Below are 16764 nucleotides of genomic sequence, written 5' to 3'. Positions count from 1 at the left end.
CATCCACCCTGAACCCGCCGGCACCGCACGATCCGCCGAGGACGTCAGCCGAGTCGGCCCGACGCACCTGGTCACCCCCCAAGGTCGAATCGATCCCGACCCGCCCCGAAGTCACTGCCTACGCGGGGGACTCCGGTCCGTGGACGCGCCGCTGAACCGGGACCGGTTCGCCGCGGCGCTGTCTGAGCTGCGCTCACGGTACTGGGACAGCCATCCCTTTCACCTGCGGTTGCATGCCGGCCAGGCGAGCGCCGATGACATCCGTCGCTGGGTGGCGAACCGCTGGTACTACCAGAGTCGGCTGGCCCGAAAGAATGCAGCGATCATCTCCAACTGCCCGGACGAGCAAATACGTAGGGACTGGCTCGCCCGCGTCACCTTCCACGACGGAAATGGCGCGGGCGAGGGCGGTCTGCACGACTGGCTGGCCCTCGCCGAGGCCGTCGGGCTCAGCGCAGAAGAGGTTCGCGACGAGCGACATGTGGTGCGGGGCACCCGCTTCGCCGTCGATGGCTACTTGCACTTCTGTCAGACACGGCCATGGATCGAGGCGGTTGCCGCCGCGCTCACCGAAATGTTTTCCCCGCAGCTGATGACCGATCGGGTGAGCGCATGGGAGCTGCACTACGAGTGGATCAAGCCAGCAGGCCTCGGGTATTTCGCGAAGCGCATTCCGCTGGCTCGGCAGGACAGTCACTACACCCTTGGCCTGGTCCTGGACCACTGCGTGACCAGGCCCGCCCAGGATGCCGCGCTGTCGGCGCTCGCCTTCAAATGCGACGTGCTCGGCGGAATGCTGGACGCCATCGACTACGCGGGCACCACCTCGGCACGACCGAGCGCACCGGAAGCGTGAGGGCACAATGATCAGCGCTGACGCGGGGAGCAGGGTCGGTGTGCCGGGACTACGGCGCGGAGTCCGGTTGGTCCACGACTCGGTGCGCAGCACGTTCGCCTTGCTGTACCCAGAGGGAGTGCTGCTGCTCAACGAGTCTGCCGGCGCCATCCTCGCCCGCTGCGACGGGATCCGGACCGCCACAGACATCGTCGGCCTGCTCGGGCAGACCTACGAGGGCGTGACCGACTCAGACATCCAACACCTGCTCGACGATCTCACCGAGCGGCGGCTGATCACCTTCGACGGCACGGGAACGCCGGTCAATACGGCGCCCGAGATCCACCGACCCGGCGCGTCCGCCCGCTCGCCGGCGCCGTTGGGCCTGCTTGCGGAATTGACCTATCGGTGCCCGTTGCACTGTACCTATTGTGCGAACCCGCTGAACCTGGCCAGTTACCACGCCGAGTTGGATACCGACGCCTGGTGCCGGGTTCTCGATCAGGCCCGGGACATAGGGGTCCTGCAGGTGCACTTCTCCGGCGGCGAACCGCTGTTGCGCCGCGATCTGGAGACACTCGTCGGCCATGCCCACCAACTCGGCATGTACATCAACCTGATCACCAGCGGCATCCCGCTGGCAGTTGATCGACTCGGCGCGTTGATCGACGCCGGGCTGGATCATTTCCAACTCTCCGTACAGGACGACCGGCAGGCCGAGGCCGACCAGGTCGCCGGGCTCCGCGCACACGAGCGCAAGCTCGCTGTCGCCGCCAAGGTGAAGGAGTCCGGTCTGCCGCTGTCCGTCAACGCCGTGCTGCACCGTGGAAACGTCGGCAGGCTGCTCGAGATCGTCGAAATGGCAGCATCTCTCGGCGCCGATCGAGTCGAACTGGCACACACCCAGTTCTATGGCTGGGCCCTGCGGAACCGAGCCGCGCTCATGCCGACGGCCGAACAGGTCCAGGCCGCGACGCTGGATGCGATCACCGCTCGACAGCGATTCGGCGACCGGATGGAAATCGTGCACATCGCCGCCGACTATCACACCAACACCCCGAAGCCCTGCATGGACGGCTGGGGCAGCCGGCAACTGGTGGTCGCACCCAACGGCGATGCCCTACCCTGCCTAGCGGCGGCACAACTACCTGACATACAGATACCCAGCACCCTGGAAGCCCCGTTGTCCGAGATCTGGTACGAATCACCGGCATTCAACCGTTTCCGGGGGACCGCCTGGATGCCGGAACCTTGCCAGAGTTGCGCCCTGCGAGAGGTGGACTTCGGCGGCTGCCGCTGTCAGGCGTACCAGCTCGTCGGCGATCCGGCGGCCACCGACCCGGTATGCACCCTGTCTCCGCACCATGAGCGGGTGGCCGCGACGCTCGTCCCACAGCTGCAGCCTGCCCAAGCAGTACCCCGGCGAATGCGGTGAGAGTTCGGTTCCTCGGCACGGCGGCCGGTGGCGGCCTGCCGCAATGGAACTGCGCCTGCGAAGGATGCACCCGAGCACGGCGCGAGGGCACCGCACGTACTCAAGACTGCCTGGCGGTCAGCGGTGACGGCTCCGCCTGGTACCTGCTCAACACCTCGCCCGACCTGCGGACCCAATTGCTCAATGCACCGGAGCTGACGCCCAGCCAAGGGCTTCGCGTCAGCCCGATCCGCGGCGTCCTGTTCACCAGCGCGGAGCTCGATCACACGCTCGGCCTTTTCACTCTCCGCGAGGCCGATCAGCTTGCCGTGTACGGGACACGGCCGGTACTCGCAGCTATCCCGGCCGCCCAGGTAATCGGCAACTACAGCACCGTCGACTGGCGCACGATCAGCTGCGGCGTCCCCTTCGAGCTCGACGGCGGGCTGACCGCCACAGCATTCTTGTGCAGCGCCAAGCGGCCCCGGTACGCGCAGGAAGGTGAATCGCAGGATTGGGTGATCGGTTATCGCGTCGTCGGAGCTGCTGACGACCGGGTGCTGGTGTACGCACCGTGTCTGGCGCTGTGGCCGCCCCGATTTGCCGCCATCATCGCCGACGCGGACCTGGTGGTCCTGGACGGTACCTTCTTCCATTCCGACGAGATGGCCCGGCGCACCGGCCTCGATCGGCCGGCTTCGAGCATGGGTCACTTACCTATCGAGGCAACGCTGCCACTGATCCGGGACATATCCGGTCCGCGTTACACCTATACACATCTGAACAACACCAATCCATTGGCACACCCGGACGCGCCAGAACATGAACTGTTGACAGCCGTCGGCGCCGATGTTGCGCCGGAGGCCGGCCTCATTCAGCTTTGAGGACTTCGCGGATACAGGAATTCGCGCCCTCGAAAGCATTGTGCTGCGACTCACCCGTGGTTATGATTCGAATACCTTCAGGTGGATCAGAAAGTCCACCTAGCGGACCATCAGAAGGGCCCCGACGAAAGGATCTCCGCATGAAGAAGCGTTCGAGAACGATCATGCCGGTGCTGTTCAGCGCCGGCGCCACGGCGATCGTGGCAGCCGGACTGATGCTGGTCAGTGGGCTGCCGGGTGCAGCGGTGCGATCGGAACCTACCGCCCTGCCCGCGGCCCAGCCCGCCGTCCAGCACAGGGACAAGGGCGCCCAGAATCTCGGAGACCCCGACTACGGCGTCTGCCGTGGCACGGATCCCAAGTGCTATCACGACTGGCACAACTTCGATACGTCCGAGGGCTACCGGGTCCTGCTCTACACCCGCACGGCCGGTCCGCGCCATGCCAATCTGGGCCCGGCCCTAGCGCCCGGACTCAATCCCCCGTTTGACCGACAAGAACGTGGTACAAAACGCCATCATCAAGATGGGCCAGGAGCATGGCTTCAGCGTCGACTACACGGAAGATGTCACTCGGTTGTCGTCTCCGGGCCGACTTTTCCCATACAACGCGGTGATCTTCTACAGTACCTCCCGTGACACCCTCGACGATGCGGCGCAGACGTCGTTGCGCCAATACATTCGCGGCGGTGGCGGGTTCGTCGGCGTGCACAACGCGTTCGGCACCGAGTACAACTGGCCATGGTACGAAGGTCTGCTCGGCGGCACGAACTACTACGACCACGGGCACAACCAAGAGGCCACCGTGCAGACCCTGGACCGACGGGACGTGTCCACCGCAGGTCTGCCGAGCCGCTGGACATTCAGTGACGAGTGGTACAACCTGGTCCCGTTCCCTTCAAAGGTTCGTTTTCTCACCGCGGTTGACGAAAAGACCATGGCCCCAGGCAGCAACGACGGGCCCGGTCACCCCGGACACGGTGACTTCCATCCGACCACCTGGTGCCAGTACTACGACGGCGGTCGGGCGTGGCTGACCACCATGGGTCACGACGCCAAGATCTTCACCGATAGTTCCTACCCGGGCGCCCTCGAATTCCAGAAGCTGTTGCTCGGAGGCATCGAGTCGGCCATGGGAAAGACCCCATTCTGCCGTTGACAATGCATGCCACCAAGGTGCGGCCCCGGCATCAGCTGCCGGGGCCGCTCCGTTGTCGAGTTAAGGGATACTGGGGTCTGCCCGTTGCCGGAACGGGCGCAGTGCGCGGATCCGTTCGGCCGGCTTGGGGGGAAGGCACCGAAGCGTGATATCTCTTGCCGGACCGGCGCCGTGCGGACACCGCCGGGCACACCGGCCTACCCGCGGATCCGGGTCAAAGGCCGAGGTAGACCTTCCGGACCCGGGGATCGCGGCGCAATTCCTGTGAAGCGCCCTGCATCGCGACCTCGCCGTTCTCCATGACCAGGCATTCGGTGGTCGCCTCGAAGGTCAGCTTGGCGTTCTGCTCGACCAGCAGAATGCTCATTCCCTCGCGGCTCAATCGTTGCAGAACTGCCAGGATGTCCTCGATCAGCTTGGGCGACAGACCCATCGACGGCTCGTCCAGGAGCAGCAGCCGGGGACGCGCCATCAATGCCCGGCCGATCGCCAGCATCTGCTGCTGGCCACCGGACAGTGCCCCGGCAAGTCGCCGACGCATTTCGGCCAACACCGGGAAGATTTCATACACCTCGGCCAGCGTGTCCCGGACCTGTTCGTTCCACCGCTGCGCATAAGCGCCGAGCATCAGATTCTTCTCGACCGGAAGTCCGGGGAAGACATGTCGTCCTTCGGGCACATATCCGATACCGTGCCGGACCATGTCGTTGGCCCGGACCCGCATCAGGTCGACGTCGCCGAATCGGACTGCTGTCGCGGCGCGGGGCACCAGCGCCATGAGCGCCCGCAACGTCGAGGACTTGCCGGCACCGTTGGCGCCGATCAGGCCGACGGATTGGCCGGCAGCCACGCGCAGGCTCACTGATCGGACCGCGGTGACGCCGCCGTAGTGGACGCTCAGTCCTTCGATGATCAGTTCACCGCTCACGTTTGATGGTTGGTTCGCACGCTCGCTCAGGGTTGATGGTTCGTTCGCACGCTCGCTCACGGGGTCGCGTCCAATACTGTCGCGGGGGGCAGCTCGTCCTCGGCGGAGAAATTGTCATTGACTTCCGCGTCTCCGAGGTAGGCCTCGATCACCTCTGGCGTTCTGGACACTTCGGCGGGAGTTCCCTCGGCGATCACGGATCCACTGGCCAGCACGGTGATCCGTTCGCACATCGACATCACCAGGCCCATGTTGTGCTCGATGATGATGACGGTGACTCCGCTCGCCCGGATGGACCGCACGATCTCACCTAGCTGCCTGACTTCCTCGCCGTTGAGTCCGGCCGCCGGCTCGTCCAGCAACAACAGCCGGGGCCGGCCGGCCATCGCCCGCGCGATCTCCACCCGGCGCTGGGTGCCGTACGGCAGCGAGCGGGGTGCGGCCGGCGCGAAATCGACCAGTCCGAACCGGGCCAGCAATTCATCGCCGGCCCGGTGCATCTCGCGGTCGTCACGGAAGACGCCGATCGGCCACAACAGGTAGCGCCAGATACTCCGGATCCGGCTACGGTCCAGGCCGACCAGGACGTTCTCGCGCACCGACATGAGGTGGAACAGTCGCAGGTTCTGGAACGTCCGGGCCATGCCGGCGTGCGCCAGTTGATGTGGCGGCCGGCCCGTCGCGGGTTTTCCGGCGAAGATCACCTGCCCGCTGCTCGGCTTGTACAGCCCGCTGATGACGTTGAACAGTGTGGTCTTGCCGGACCCATTGGGTCCGACGATGCCGCGGATCTCGCCGGCCCGAACCTGAAATGACACGTCCTGCAAGGCGATCAGCCCACGGAAGCGTTTGCCGACCCCCCGCACATCCAGGATCCAGTCGTCCCGGTCCGGTCCCCCCACGACGTCCGGAGATGCCGGTTCGTACGGCTGGAAGTCGCCGAGGACGGCCGCCTTGTCGGGCCGGCGACGACCCCACGCCGATCGGACCCGGCCGGGCAAGCCGGCCAGTCCGTTCGGCGCGAACACGACAGTGAGCGCCACCACGGCGCCGTACGCCAACTGCGCATAGGTCGACACATCCACCAATGCCTCCCGCAGCAGCGACAGCCCCAGTGCCCCGACGACACAGCCGACCAGGCTGTGCCGACCACCGATGATGACCATCGCCAACAGCAGGAACATGTTGGCAATGCTGAAGGTTTCCGGCGCCACGTACCTGATCAGACCGGCATAGAGCACCCCAGCGAGGCCGCCGTACACACTTGCCAGGGCGAACGCTGCCATCCGCAGGCTCCGGACCTCGGCGCCTACCGCCCCGGCGGCGAGGGCGTCGTCCCGCATGGCCCGCATGCGACGGCCCAGCGGCATTCGCACGATGAACATCCCGAACGCCAGGGCGCAGGCGAAGACGATCAACTCGAAGTAATAGAACAGGTATTCGCTCGACAGGTCCAGCCCGAACAACGTCGGCGCGGGTATCCCGGATATTCCGGAGGCGCCGCCGGCCAGCGGGGAGTTGGTGGCCCAGCTGACGAATGCGACAGCCAGACCCAGCGTGACGATTCCAAGGTAGTGCGATTGCATTCGCAGCGCGGGTGTTCCCACCAACAGCCCGACCACTGCGGTCCCGATCACCGACAGTACGGCCGCGGTCCAGAAGCCCATCCCGACGTGGGTGGTCAGGACCGCGGTCATATAGGCCCCGACGCCGAAGAACGCTACCTGGGCGAGGTTGATCTGTCCGGCGATACCCATCACCAGGCCCATGCCGATCGCGAGGATGGCAAAGACAATGGCGACATCCACCACGTGAATGGCGTACAGGCTGAGGCCGTACGGCAACACCCAGGCCGCGACGGCCGCCAGCGCAAGGACGACCAGACGATATCTCATGCGCGATTCACCGTTCTTTCACCGAAGATGCCGGTCGGTCTGATCATGATCAGGGCGGTGAAAACCAAAAAGACCACGACCTCGGAGTACCCCTGGAATTGGCCGGCGGCGAACCCGTCGAGCAATCCGATGGCCAACCCGCCGACGATCGCACCCGGGATACTGCCGAATCCGCCGAGGATGGCAGCGGCGAACCCTTTGATGCCAAGGGTTCCGCCCATTGCCGGGCTGACGTACAGCAACGGTCCGACCAATCCACCGGCGAGGGCCGCCAGCCCAGCGCCGATCGCGAACGCGATGGCGTTGCTGCGGCCGACGTGGATACCGACCGCCGTCGCCGCCTCGTAGTCCATGGCGACCGCTTGCATCGCCGAACCACGCTTGGTCCGCTGCAGAAAGAGCATCAGCAGGATCATCGCGACGGCTGCGATCCCGAGTACCACCAGGTTGTACGTACGCACCCGGATTCCGAGCAGGTTCAGCGGTTCGGCCGGTACCGGCGAGGGAACCGCCCGCCCGGTTGCGCCCCAGATGATCGTCGCCAACGCCTCCAGGACAATGCCGAAACCGATGGTACCGATGAGCATCAGGTCGAAGTCACGATTCTCCAGCGGCCGCAGCACCCATTCGATAACGACGCCGATCAGGCCCGTCACCACGATCGCGATCACCATCGACACCGCGAACGGCAGCTGCGTCGTCATGTAGAACGTCGACGCGACATAAGCGCCGATCATGACGACATTGCCGTGCGCGAAGTTCACCAGCCCCATGGTGCGATACACCAACGAGAACCCCATCGCGACCAGGGCGTAAATCGCGCCGATACTCAGGCCACCGACAATGGTCTGAAAGAACACCTGCATAATTCTCCGTCCCTGGGGCCGGCCATCCGCAGATGACCGGCCCGCTCGGCCGCAACGGTCGGATTACTCACCTCACGATCAGCTGGCCGCCACCAGCTTGCCGTCCTTGATCACACCGATCGAGGTGGCGAAGATGCCGACACCCGATTCGTCGAAGGCGAAGTCGCCGAGCAGACCGTTGTATTTCGTCGCCCGCACGGCATCGGCGAGCGCCTTGCCCGTCGCTCCGTTACTCGTCTTCATGGCCGTCAAGAAGATGTTCGTTCCGTCATAGGCCTTTGCACCGTGCAGTTCGGCGGTCTCGTTGTAGGCGGCCTTGTACGCCTCGGCGAACTTCTTCGAGGCGTCGCTCGTCTCGTTGCTCAGGTACGGCGAGCTCACGATCGTCCCTTCGACATTCTTCGCACCCGCGGTGTCGATGTACACCGGAGTCCCTTGGGGCGCTGCACCCGCGAACGGTACCGTGATGCCGAGATCACGTGCCTGCTTGACGATCAACCCCGCCTCGACCTCCTCGGAGCCGATGAAAATCAGGTCGGGATTCGCTTCCCGGATCTTCGTCAGCGCCGCGCTGAAGTCCTTCTGTTCCATGGTGACCACCTGGTCCGCCACTGGCGTGACGCCACGGGCGGACAGCGCCGCAAGGAAGGCATCGTGCTCGCCCTTGCCGTAGCCACCGTTGTTGCTGATCATCGCGATCTTCTTGATGCCCTTTTCGTCCACGATGTGCTTGGCCAGTGATTCGTCATAGGTAACGCTGGTCGGTCCGTTGAGGAACAGGAAGGACGTCTTGAGCTCAGCCAGGGCCGGCGACTGCCCAGAGGTGATGTTCGGGATCTTCTCCTCTGCCAGGACCGGCGCCATCGCCAGCGTCACGGCGCTCTCCGAGGTCCCGATCATGGCGATATAGCCCTCGCTGGCGATCTTCTTGGCAATGTTGGTGCCGACCGTCGGGTCGCCCTGGTCGTCGAAGACATCGAGCTGAATCTGTCGGCCGTTGACGCCGCCGGCCTTGTTCCACTCGTCGACGGCCAGCTTGGCTCCCTTGGACTCCCAGGCACCCAGCGAACTGAGCTGCCCGCTCTGGGCGTCCACCACGGCGATCTTGATCGGATCGGTGCTACCCGGCGACGCCGAGCCCGCCTGGTCCGAACCGGATACCGCCGCCGCATCGGCCGGCGTGTCGGCCGCCTTTTCGGAGGCTCCGGGAGCACTGCAGGCACCGAACAACAAGGTCAATACGGCAGCGACACCGACCGCCGCGCTACGACGGGGATTGCGAAGACTGTGCATGGGTTTCCTCACCTCGGGGTCGTGGGTCATGGACTTATGATTGATCGAAAACACCTTGATAGATGTCCGTGATGTTCCAGTGCCCAGGAGTTGGCACCTTTTCATTGACCATCGGGACGTCCAGCACTGCCGGTCGGGCCGAGTGCAGTGCGGTACTGAGGGCGCTGCGGAGGTCATCAGGACTGGCGATCAGATAGCCGTCCGCTCCGCACGAACGGCCCAGCGCCGCAAAGTCCGGGCTGTACGGCCGCCCTTCGGGATCTCGGAACTCACAGCCGTAGCTCCGTCCGAAGAATGTCTGCTGCAGGTCGGCGATGGTGCCGTGGGCGCGGTTGTTCATCACCACGAAGATCACCGGCACGCCAAGTTCCACCGCCATCGGGATGGCCGGCAGAGCGGCACTCATGCCGCCGTCACCGACCAGCGCGACGACGGTCCGACCGGGGCTGGCGATCTGTACGCCGATCGCCGCGGCCGGGCCGAATCCCATGGTGGACGCGCCACCCGGAGTGATGAAACGGCCGGCTGCTGGCAGCGAATAGCACTGCGCCACACCGTTCTTGTTCCAGCCCACGTCCGTCACCAGGATCGAGTCCGCCGGCAGCACGTCCCGCAGGTCGCGCAGGATCCGTTCCGGCCGCAGCGGGAACTGGTCACTGCTGCCACGCTCGCGACTGGCCGCGAAAAGCTCGCTGCGGGCCACCCGGATCGTCTCGCGCAGTTCTAGTCGATCGATCGGCTCCGGCGCGACTGCCTCGACCGCCCCGGCCAGTGACTGCAGGGCTTGGCCCACATCCGCGACGGCGCCGATCTCGACAGGATAGTTGCGGCCGATCTCTGCAGGGTCGATATCGATCTGGATCAGCCGGGACGGCGGAAAACTCCAGGTGAATTTCGGATTCCAGGAGCTGGCGTCCGTTTCGGCGAACCGGGTCGCCAGGGCCAGCACCACATCCGCGTTCCGGGCATAGTCGTTGGTCACCTCCAGTCCCCAGAATCCTGGCATTCCCAGCAGCAGTGGGTGTTCGTCGGGAAGTGCACCCTTGGCCATCAGGGAATGGGCGACCGGGATGTCCAGGTGCTCGACGATCCGTAGCAGTGCTGTGCGCGCCGCTGCGTCCCGCACGCCGCCACCCAGGTAGACCAACGGCCGCTGGGCGCCGGCCAGCGCTGCGGCGATCCTGGTCGCAACCGAGTCCGGCAGACCGGGGGCACTGTCGTGTTGTACCAAGGGCAACGGTGCGGCCTGATCATCCGGGAGTGCCCGGGAGAACAGGTCCATCGGCACGTTGAGCAGGACGGCACCTGGGCGCCCGGTGGTCGCTGTCCAGAAGGCTCGCTCGGCGAACCGCAGCAGGTCCTCTGCCCGCTGCACCCGCCAGACCCGCTTCACGAATGGCGCGTAGATCGCGGCCTGGTCCGCATCGGCGTGGAGGTTGACCTCCTGGTGGGGGTGCCGACCATGGAAATAGGAAGGGATGTCGCCGGCGATGGCGACCAGCGGTACCGAGTCCATGGCGGCCGTGGCGACCCCGGTGACGGCGTTCATCATGCCAGGCCCGACGTGCATCAACAGCACCCCGGTCTTGCCGCTGGCCCGGGCATATCCGTCCGCGGCATGCGCTGCTGCCTGCTCGTGCCTGGCGATGACGAACTCGATCGAGCTGCGGTCCAAGGCGGCGAGTAGAGCGATGTTGGTGTGTCCACAGGTGCCGAAGATGTACTCGACCCCGTAGGACTCGAGTTGGCGCACCAGCGCCTCCGCTGCGGTCGCGCCGGCAGTCGTTTCGTCAGTTGTGGTGCCGATTGCGGTGGTGGCGCTCGCGGTGGTGGTCGTCGTCATGTGTTCTGCCCTTCGGTCAACGTGATGCAGGACTTACCGGGTGCGGCGGCCGCGGCCCGGAACGCCTGGGCTGCCTGATTCATCGAGAAGTGGGCCCGTACCACCCGGCCGGGTTCGAGGTTCTCGGACTTCACCGCGGCGATGGTGGCGGCGAAGCCCTCGGGATGGTCGTAGATCAGGCAGCCTTGCAACGTCAGTCGCCGCCGGACCAGTTCGAAGGTCGACAACGGAACCGGGGTCATGCACTGGCCGATCAGCGCGAGGTGCGCATCGGGCAGCGCCTTGGCCATCGCCAGCTCGAGAGCAGCTGGTACGCCGGCAGTTTCGAAGATCAGGCGGAAGCCCTCCGGCGCGTCGAGTGCATCGCCGTCGTGCCCGCCGAGCTCACCGGCGAGAGCCATCCTGCCGGGTTGCGGGTCCACCACGTAGGGCTCGACACCCACCCTCAGCAATGCCAGGACGACCAGCAGCCCCTGCGCGCCGGCACCGATGACCAGCGCCTGCTGGCCGGACGTGGCACCCGACCGGGCGACCGCCGACATCGCCACCGCCAGCGGCTCGATGCAGATCACGTCGTCGTCGCACCAATCCGCGGGTACCGGCCAGGAGAACCGCGCCGGGACTGCGATACGTTCGGCCAGCAGCCCCGGCTCGGACATTCCCGGGATCCGGCGCCGAGAACAGGTCGCAGTCGCACCCACTCGGCATCGCGGGCAGTTCAGACAGGCGTAGTTCGGCTCGATCACCACTCGCTGGCCGACATGCCGGTCCGCGACGGAACCGCCGACGGCGATCACCTCGCCCATGGCCTCGTGTCCCAGGACCCACGGCATCCGGGGTACCCGACGGTGCCCGCGGACAACCGAGAGATCGGACCCGCACACGCCGACACCGCGGACGGCGACGACGACATCCTCGGGGCCGCCGGTCGGCTCCGGCCAGTCCTCGAGCACCGTCACCTGACCAGGGCTGCGCAGAGCCACGGCTCTCATCCGCGTCGGCCCTTCATCAGCCCTGGCCCCACACCGACATGCCGCGCAACACCAGAGTCTTGATCACGGTGTAGTCATCGATCATCCAGCGCGGCGATTCCCGCCCGAAGCCGGAGGACTTCACACCGCCGAACGGCAGATGATCCAACCGGAAATTGGACGAGCCGTTGACGATCAGCGAGCCGACCTCCAGATCCCGCCAGGCACCGACAATCCGACCGATGTCGCGGGTGAACAGACCCGCCTGCAGGCCGTACCTGCTGTTGTTGCAGGCAGTGACAACCTCGTCGAAATCGTCGAAGGGGAGCACGCTGACCAGCGCGCCGAACACCTCTTCGGTAACCGCGGTCGCGGTGGCCGGTGGATTCGCCAGGACAGTGGGAGTCGCGGTCGCCCCGTCGCGGGTGCCGCCCAGCAGTACCTGCGCACCGTCGGAGACGGCCTGCGCAGTCCAGTCGACCACCCGTTGCGCGGCCGCCTCATCCACCATCGATCCGACGTCGGTGTCCGGGTCCATCGGATCGCCGACCCGTAGCGCCCCGACCTCGGCAGTGAAGGCTTGCAGGAATTCGTCGAATCGCGACCGCTGCACGTACACCCGCTGCACCGAGATGCAGCTCTGACCCGAGTTGGTGTAGCCGGTACGGGCGCAGGTCGCCGCGGCGGCCCCGATGTCGGCGTCCTCGCACACTATGGTGGCGGCGTTGCCACCGAGTTCCAGTACCAGGCGCTTGGCTCCGGCGGCGCGGGCGACGGCCTCACCGGTGGCAGCGCTGCCGGTAAAGCTGATGACGCCGACCTCGGGCGCCGCGCACAGCAGTGCACCGACGTCACCGCCGCCGTGCAACAGCTGAACCGCACTCATCGGCGCGCCCGCCTCGAGCAACAGCGCGACAACGGCAGCGGTGGTGGCCGGCGCCTGCGGTGGCGATTTGACGATGGTGGTGTTGCCTGCCGCAAACGATGCTCCGAGCTTGTGCGCCAACAGATTTGCCGGAGCGTTGAACGGCGTGATGGCCAAGGCGACGCCCACCGGGGCGTGGTAGGTCAACGCCGTGTTGCCGGCCCCTCGGGCCCATCCGGCGACCGGCAGGTTCTCGCCGCCGATCCGCCGGGCTTCCGCGGCGCAGATGGAGAAGGTTTCGGCGACCCTGGTGATCTCGCCACGACCGTCCTTCACCGGTTTTCCGAGTTCCCTGGCGATCAGCCGGCCCAATGCGTCGCGGTGCTCCTGGGCCAACCGCGCGGCCCGGTCCAGGACCTCTGCCCGGGTAGCCGGGGAGAGACCGGCCACCGCGGCTGCGGCAGTCCTGGCGAACCGGGCCGCCACTTCGACGTCGCCGGCATTGGCGACCCGCGTCCGGCTGACCACTCGACGCAGGTACGGTCCCGTCCGATCCGCCGTCGGCCCGTCCAGCAGCCACGACCCTGCCAATAGTGCCGGGACGCTGGTCACGGCGTCCCCCGCCCCGGACGACAGGATCTCTTCGAGCATCTTCACTCTCCCAATGAAACCGTTGCGTGGTCCAACTGGACCGCCGTACGGACTGGATGTAACCTACGATTGCGGGCGTCCTCCTGGCAAGGGGTCCGCGAAAATTACCGATATGGAACCGCTCGGCAACAGTATTCGGACAGCATTGACCCGGGTACTGCAGCATCACTGGAATCAACAGGAAACATGGGAGGCGTCGTGAAAGCAGCTCCGCAGAATGGACGAGCGGATCAAGCCGTCCTGGCAGAGAAGGCCACCGGGGTACGAAGTGTTCAACGCGCCCTGGACATCCTTGCACTCCTCACCGAGGATCGGCCGTTCATCACCATCAGGGACATCGTCGAGGTCACCGGCCTGGCCAAGACGACGGCCATTCGGCTGGCCCAGGAGTTGGACCACAGCGGATTGCTGTGGTCCACATCGAGTGGTTATATGGCGGGGCCCGGCTTGTGGCGATGGGCTTACTTGGCCCAACGGAGCTGGGAGCTTCCACTGGAGACCCAGCGGGCGATGCGTGAACTGGCGTCCCGGGCGCGCGAAACCGTCAACGTCTATATGGTTCGCGACATCTACCGGGTCTGCATCGCGCAGCAGGAGAGCCCGCAGCCACTCCGTCACGTCGTTCACATCGGCGACGAGCTACCGCTCTGGGGAGGCGCGTCGGCAAAGGTGCTGCTCCGTGATGCCGGACCCCATTTGCTCGCCCGGATCGCCCGGAGCTCGCCGTACGGCGACGCACATGTGAAACGACTCCGCGAATGGATCGACGATGCCGCGGCACAAGGCAGCGCGATCAGTCACGGCGAACGTGAGGATGGCCTGTCCGCAGTCGCAGTACCGATTATCGGACGCTCGGGGTCGGTCGTCGCAGCCATCGCGCTCAGCGGGCCGACGGTGCGATTCACCGATGAGCGAATCGTCGAGTTCACCGCCGAACTGATCGAGGTGTCTTCACGACTGTCCGAACGTGGATTCGAGCATCCTCTCGGCTCGTCCATCTGAGCTTCACCCAGGCGCGCGACGCATCTGCTGATGCGGAACCGCAGAAGGAGCAGGCGAATGCACGATCGACCCCTCACCGGCACCCGGGTGCTCGACCTGACCAACGTCCTCGCCGGACCCCACTGCAGCTATCAATTGATGTTGCTGGGCGCCGAGGTCGTCAAGGTCGAATTGCCCCGCCACGGTGACCTCGCCAGGCAGCTGGGCCCCGAAGAGGAGCTCAACCGGGCCGGGATCGGTGCATCGTTCCTCGCCCAGAATGCCGGAAAGAAGTCGATCGAACTCGACCTCAAGGATCCCGCCGGCCGGGCGACATTCGAGGAGATGATCCGTAACGCCGACGTGCTGCTGGAGAACTTCCGGGCCGGCGTACTCGCCCGACTCGGGTTCGACTGGCCGCGTCTGCAGAGACTGAACCCGGGACTTGTCTACTGTGCCATCACCGGCTTCGGGCAGCAGGGACCGATGAGCCAGGCCCCGGCTTACGACCAGGTGATCCAGGGCCTGTCCGGAATGATGAGCGTCACCGGCAGCATCGAGACCGCGCCATTGCGGATCGGCTTTCCGATCTGCGACACCTTGGGCGGTTTGGCTGCGGCGCTTGCCATCACCGCGGCGCTCAACGGCCGGCAGAGGGACGGGTTGGGCGCCTTTCTCGATGTCTCCATGTTGGAAGCGTCGATGTCCGCGATGGGCTGGGCGGTCTCCAATTACCTCATCAGCGGGTTGCCTCCCGAGCCGATGGGTAATCAGAACGCCACCGCGGCACCGTCGGGTACCTTCGACGCGGCCGACGGCCCGTTGAACATCGCTGCCAATCAACAGGGTCAGTTCGAGACGCTCTGCCGCCATATCGGCAGGGTGGACCTACTCACCGATGTCCGTTTCGCCGGCAGGGAAGCGCGTAAACACAACCGGGACGCGCTGAACACCGAACTGAATGCGGCATTACGCAGTCGAACTGCGCTGGAGTGGGAACGCGTTCTGAATGCCGATGGTGTGCCCGCTGCCAGGATCTTCACCGTCCCACAGGCCGTCGATTCCGAACAGCTGAAACATCGGCAGTTCATCAGTGAGCTCCCGTTCCCTGACGCATCCGGACGGGCACTGCGAGTATTCGGCAGCGGCGTGCTGTACAACGGCGAGCCGCTGCATCCCACCTCGCCACCACCATTACTGGGTGAGCACAATGCCTGCTTACCGGGGCTGCTGAATCGATGGAAAAATGCCCGGCCCGAGGCAGGACACCGAAAGAATTGAGTACGCGATGGCTGACGAACGATCCACGACAACCCGCGACGAGGTGGCCGATTGGTGGGCCACCTCGATCTCCCGCATCGAACCCGGCGTCATAGAGCTGCGGGGCCATCCGGTGCAGGAACTCATCGGGTCGGCCGGCTTCGGTTCGGTGATCTGGCTGATGTTGCGCGGCGATCTGCCCAGTCCCGAGCAGACAGCGCTGATGGAGGCCGCCCTGGTGGCCTCCGTCGACCACGGCCCCCACGCACCGTCCATCGCGGTCGCCCGGATGACGGCCACCTGCGGGGTCGGCCTCAACAGCGCCGTGGCAAACGGCATCAATCTGCTCGGCGATGTGCATGGTGGCGCAGGTCAGCAATGTGTGGAACTGCTGACCGAAATCTGCGCCGAGGTCCCCGCCGGTGACGCCACCGACGAGCAGGTGTTGGGTGTCGCCGCGGAGGTCGTCGCGCGGTGGCAGCAACGTTCGCGGTACCTGCCCGGCTTCGGGCACCGATTCCATCCGGTCGACCCGCGGCGCGACCCTTTGCTCGGTCTGGTCGATGTCGCTGTCGACAACGAAGTGGTCGGCGGGCAGTACCTGCGCGCGGCCCGAGCGGTGGAGATCGTGCTCAATCGGGGCCGAAGTACGCCCATTCCGATGAACGTCGACGCTGCCACCGCGGTGATCTACGCCGAACTGGGGTTCCCGGCGCCGCTGGCTCGAGGACTGTTCGTCCTGGCGCGAGCCGTCGGGGTGCTGACGCACGCCTGGGAAGAGACGCAGCAGGGCCGGCGGATCAAGGGCCCGATCCCACCGTCCATCCGACCGACCTTTCTCGACCCCGGCGACGAGGCCGCTGGGGCTCACGCCCCTACCGAGAGCTGAGGCGCTGACTCCGTGCCGCGTTGTCCGATTC

General features: G+C 65.8%; 15 protein-coding genes. 8 read left to right on the top strand and 7 right to left on the bottom strand.

Annotation, left to right across the window (positions count from 1 at the left end; translation table 11 throughout):
• Positions 1–139: 139 nt before the first annotated feature.
• The 5 genes from pqqC to K340_RS30575 all read left to right on the top strand — a co-directional run bounded on the left by pqqC (position 140) and on the right by K340_RS30575 (position 4291).
• On the top strand, positions 140–856 hold the full coding sequence (gene pqqC, locus K340_RS30585) for a pyrroloquinoline-quinone synthase PqqC (protein ID WP_084614519.1): 717 nt from the start codon (positions 140–142) through the stop codon (positions 854–856).
• 7 nt (positions 857–863) lie between these two features.
• Positions 864–2270 carry a pyrroloquinoline quinone biosynthesis protein PqqE gene (pqqE, locus tag K340_RS30580; RefSeq protein WP_051266511.1) on the top strand — a complete coding sequence of 469 codons (1407 nt, stop codon included), beginning with the start codon at positions 864–866 and terminating at the stop codon, positions 2268–2270.
• On the top strand, positions 2267–3133 hold the full coding sequence (pqqB, locus tag K340_RS0115740; RefSeq protein ID WP_029137414.1) for a pyrroloquinoline quinone biosynthesis protein PqqB: 867 nt from the start codon (positions 2267–2269) through the stop codon (positions 3131–3133). Before pqqE ends, pqqB begins: the two co-directional genes overlap by 4 nt.
• Before the next feature lie 140 nt (positions 3134–3273).
• On the top strand, positions 3274–3771 hold the full coding sequence (locus K340_RS37050) for a hypothetical protein (protein WP_245599588.1): 498 nt from the start codon (positions 3274–3276) through the stop codon (positions 3769–3771).
• Entirely contained in the window at positions 3659–4291 is a 633-nt protein-coding gene (locus tag K340_RS30575) for a ThuA domain-containing protein (protein WP_245599586.1), read from the top strand. Before K340_RS37050 ends, K340_RS30575 begins: the two co-directional genes overlap by 113 nt.
• A 214-nt stretch (positions 4292–4505) precedes the next feature.
• Here K340_RS30575 and K340_RS0115730 read toward each other — a convergent pair whose 3' ends face one another.
• From K340_RS0115730 to K340_RS0115700, 7 genes are all read right to left on the bottom strand, one after another.
• Positions 4506–5219, bottom strand: coding sequence for an ABC transporter ATP-binding protein (locus tag K340_RS0115730; protein ID WP_029137413.1), 714 nt, complete (start codon positions 5217–5219; stop codon positions 4506–4508).
• A 56-nt stretch (positions 5220–5275) separates the two neighbouring features.
• Positions 5276–7114, bottom strand: coding sequence for a branched-chain amino acid ABC transporter ATP-binding protein/permease (locus K340_RS30570; protein ID WP_051266507.1), 1839 nt, complete (start codon positions 7112–7114; stop codon positions 5276–5278).
• Positions 7111–7974 carry a branched-chain amino acid ABC transporter permease gene (locus tag K340_RS0115720; protein WP_161632119.1) on the bottom strand — a complete coding sequence of 288 codons (864 nt, stop codon included), beginning with the start codon at positions 7972–7974 and terminating at the stop codon, positions 7111–7113. Before K340_RS0115720 ends, K340_RS30570 begins: the two co-directional genes overlap by 4 nt.
• A gap of 84 nt (positions 7975–8058) precedes the next feature.
• Positions 8059–9273: an ABC transporter substrate-binding protein gene (locus K340_RS0115715; protein WP_161632118.1), complete on the bottom strand. Its 1215-nt coding sequence runs from the start codon at positions 9271–9273 to the stop codon at positions 8059–8061.
• A 34-nt stretch (positions 9274–9307) separates the two neighbouring features.
• Positions 9308–11116: a thiamine pyrophosphate-binding protein gene (locus K340_RS0115710; RefSeq protein WP_084614517.1), complete on the bottom strand. Its 1809-nt coding sequence runs from the start codon at positions 11114–11116 to the stop codon at positions 9308–9310.
• On the bottom strand, positions 11113–12108 hold the full coding sequence (locus K340_RS0115705; RefSeq protein WP_029137409.1) for a zinc-dependent alcohol dehydrogenase: 996 nt from the start codon (positions 12106–12108) through the stop codon (positions 11113–11115). The genes K340_RS0115710 and K340_RS0115705 overlap by 4 nt, the downstream gene beginning before the upstream one ends.
• A 16-nt stretch (positions 12109–12124) precedes the next feature.
• On the bottom strand, positions 12125–13603 hold the full coding sequence (locus tag K340_RS0115700) for an aldehyde dehydrogenase family protein (RefSeq protein WP_245599585.1): 1479 nt from the start codon (positions 13601–13603) through the stop codon (positions 12125–12127).
• Between the two features lie 69 nt (positions 13604–13672).
• On the opposite strand from K340_RS0115700, the gene K340_RS0115695 reads away from it, so the two are divergent.
• From K340_RS0115695 to K340_RS30565, 3 genes are read left to right on the top strand one after another with little or no spacing between them, the layout of a single operon-like run.
• Positions 13673–14605: an IclR family transcriptional regulator gene (locus K340_RS0115695; protein WP_211229470.1), complete on the top strand. Its 933-nt coding sequence runs from the start codon at positions 13673–13675 to the stop codon at positions 14603–14605.
• A 30-nt stretch (positions 14606–14635) separates the two neighbouring features.
• The gene (locus K340_RS0115690; RefSeq protein WP_322786035.1) at positions 14636–15865 is read left to right on the top strand and encodes a CaiB/BaiF CoA transferase family protein; all 1230 of its coding nucleotides are present in this window, start codon (positions 14636–14638) and stop codon (positions 15863–15865) included.
• A 7-nt stretch (positions 15866–15872) separates the two neighbouring features.
• Entirely contained in the window at positions 15873–16733 is an 861-nt protein-coding gene (locus tag K340_RS30565; protein ID WP_051266502.1) for a citryl-CoA lyase, read from the top strand.
• Positions 16734–16764 lie beyond the last annotated feature (31 nt).

It is taken from the genome of Nakamurella lactea DSM 19367 (assembly GCF_000426645.1).
GTDB lineage: Bacteria > Actinomycetota > Actinomycetes > Mycobacteriales > Nakamurellaceae > Nakamurella > Nakamurella lactea.
This window is presented reverse-complemented; position numbering and strand designations above follow the sequence as displayed.

Bases quoted from the DNA above. Each gene is read 5' to 3' on its own strand.
- pqqE (WP_051266511.1), top strand. From the start codon at position 864: ATGATCAGCGCTGACGCGGGGAGCAGGGTCGGTGTGCCGGGACTACGG.
- K340_RS37050 (WP_245599588.1), top strand. From the start codon at position 3,274: ATGAAGAAGCGTTCGAGAACGATCATGCCGGTGCTGTTCAGCGCCGGC.
- K340_RS30575 (WP_245599586.1), top strand. From the start codon at position 3,659: ATGGGCCAGGAGCATGGCTTCAGCGTCGACTACACGGAAGATGTCACT.
- K340_RS30570 (WP_051266507.1), bottom strand. From the start codon at position 7,114: ATGAGATATCGTCTGGTCGTCCTTGCGCTGGCGGCCGTCGCGGCCTGG.
- K340_RS0115715 (WP_161632118.1), bottom strand. From the start codon at position 9,273: ATGCACAGTCTTCGCAATCCCCGTCGTAGCGCGGCGGTCGGTGTCGCT.
- K340_RS0115710 (WP_084614517.1), bottom strand. From the start codon at position 11,116: ATGACGACGACCACCACCGCGAGCGCCACCACCGCAATCGGCACCACA.
- K340_RS0115705 (WP_029137409.1), bottom strand. From the start codon at position 12,108: ATGAGAGCCGTGGCTCTGCGCAGCCCTGGTCAGGTGACGGTGCTCGAG.
- K340_RS0115700 (WP_245599585.1), bottom strand. From the start codon at position 13,603: ATGCTCGAAGAGATCCTGTCGTCCGGGGCGGGGGACGCCGTGACCAGC.
- K340_RS0115690 (WP_322786035.1), top strand. From the start codon at position 14,636: ATGCGGAACCGCAGAAGGAGCAGGCGAATGCACGATCGACCCCTCACC.
- K340_RS30565 (WP_051266502.1), top strand. From the start codon at position 15,873: ATGGCTGACGAACGATCCACGACAACCCGCGACGAGGTGGCCGATTGG.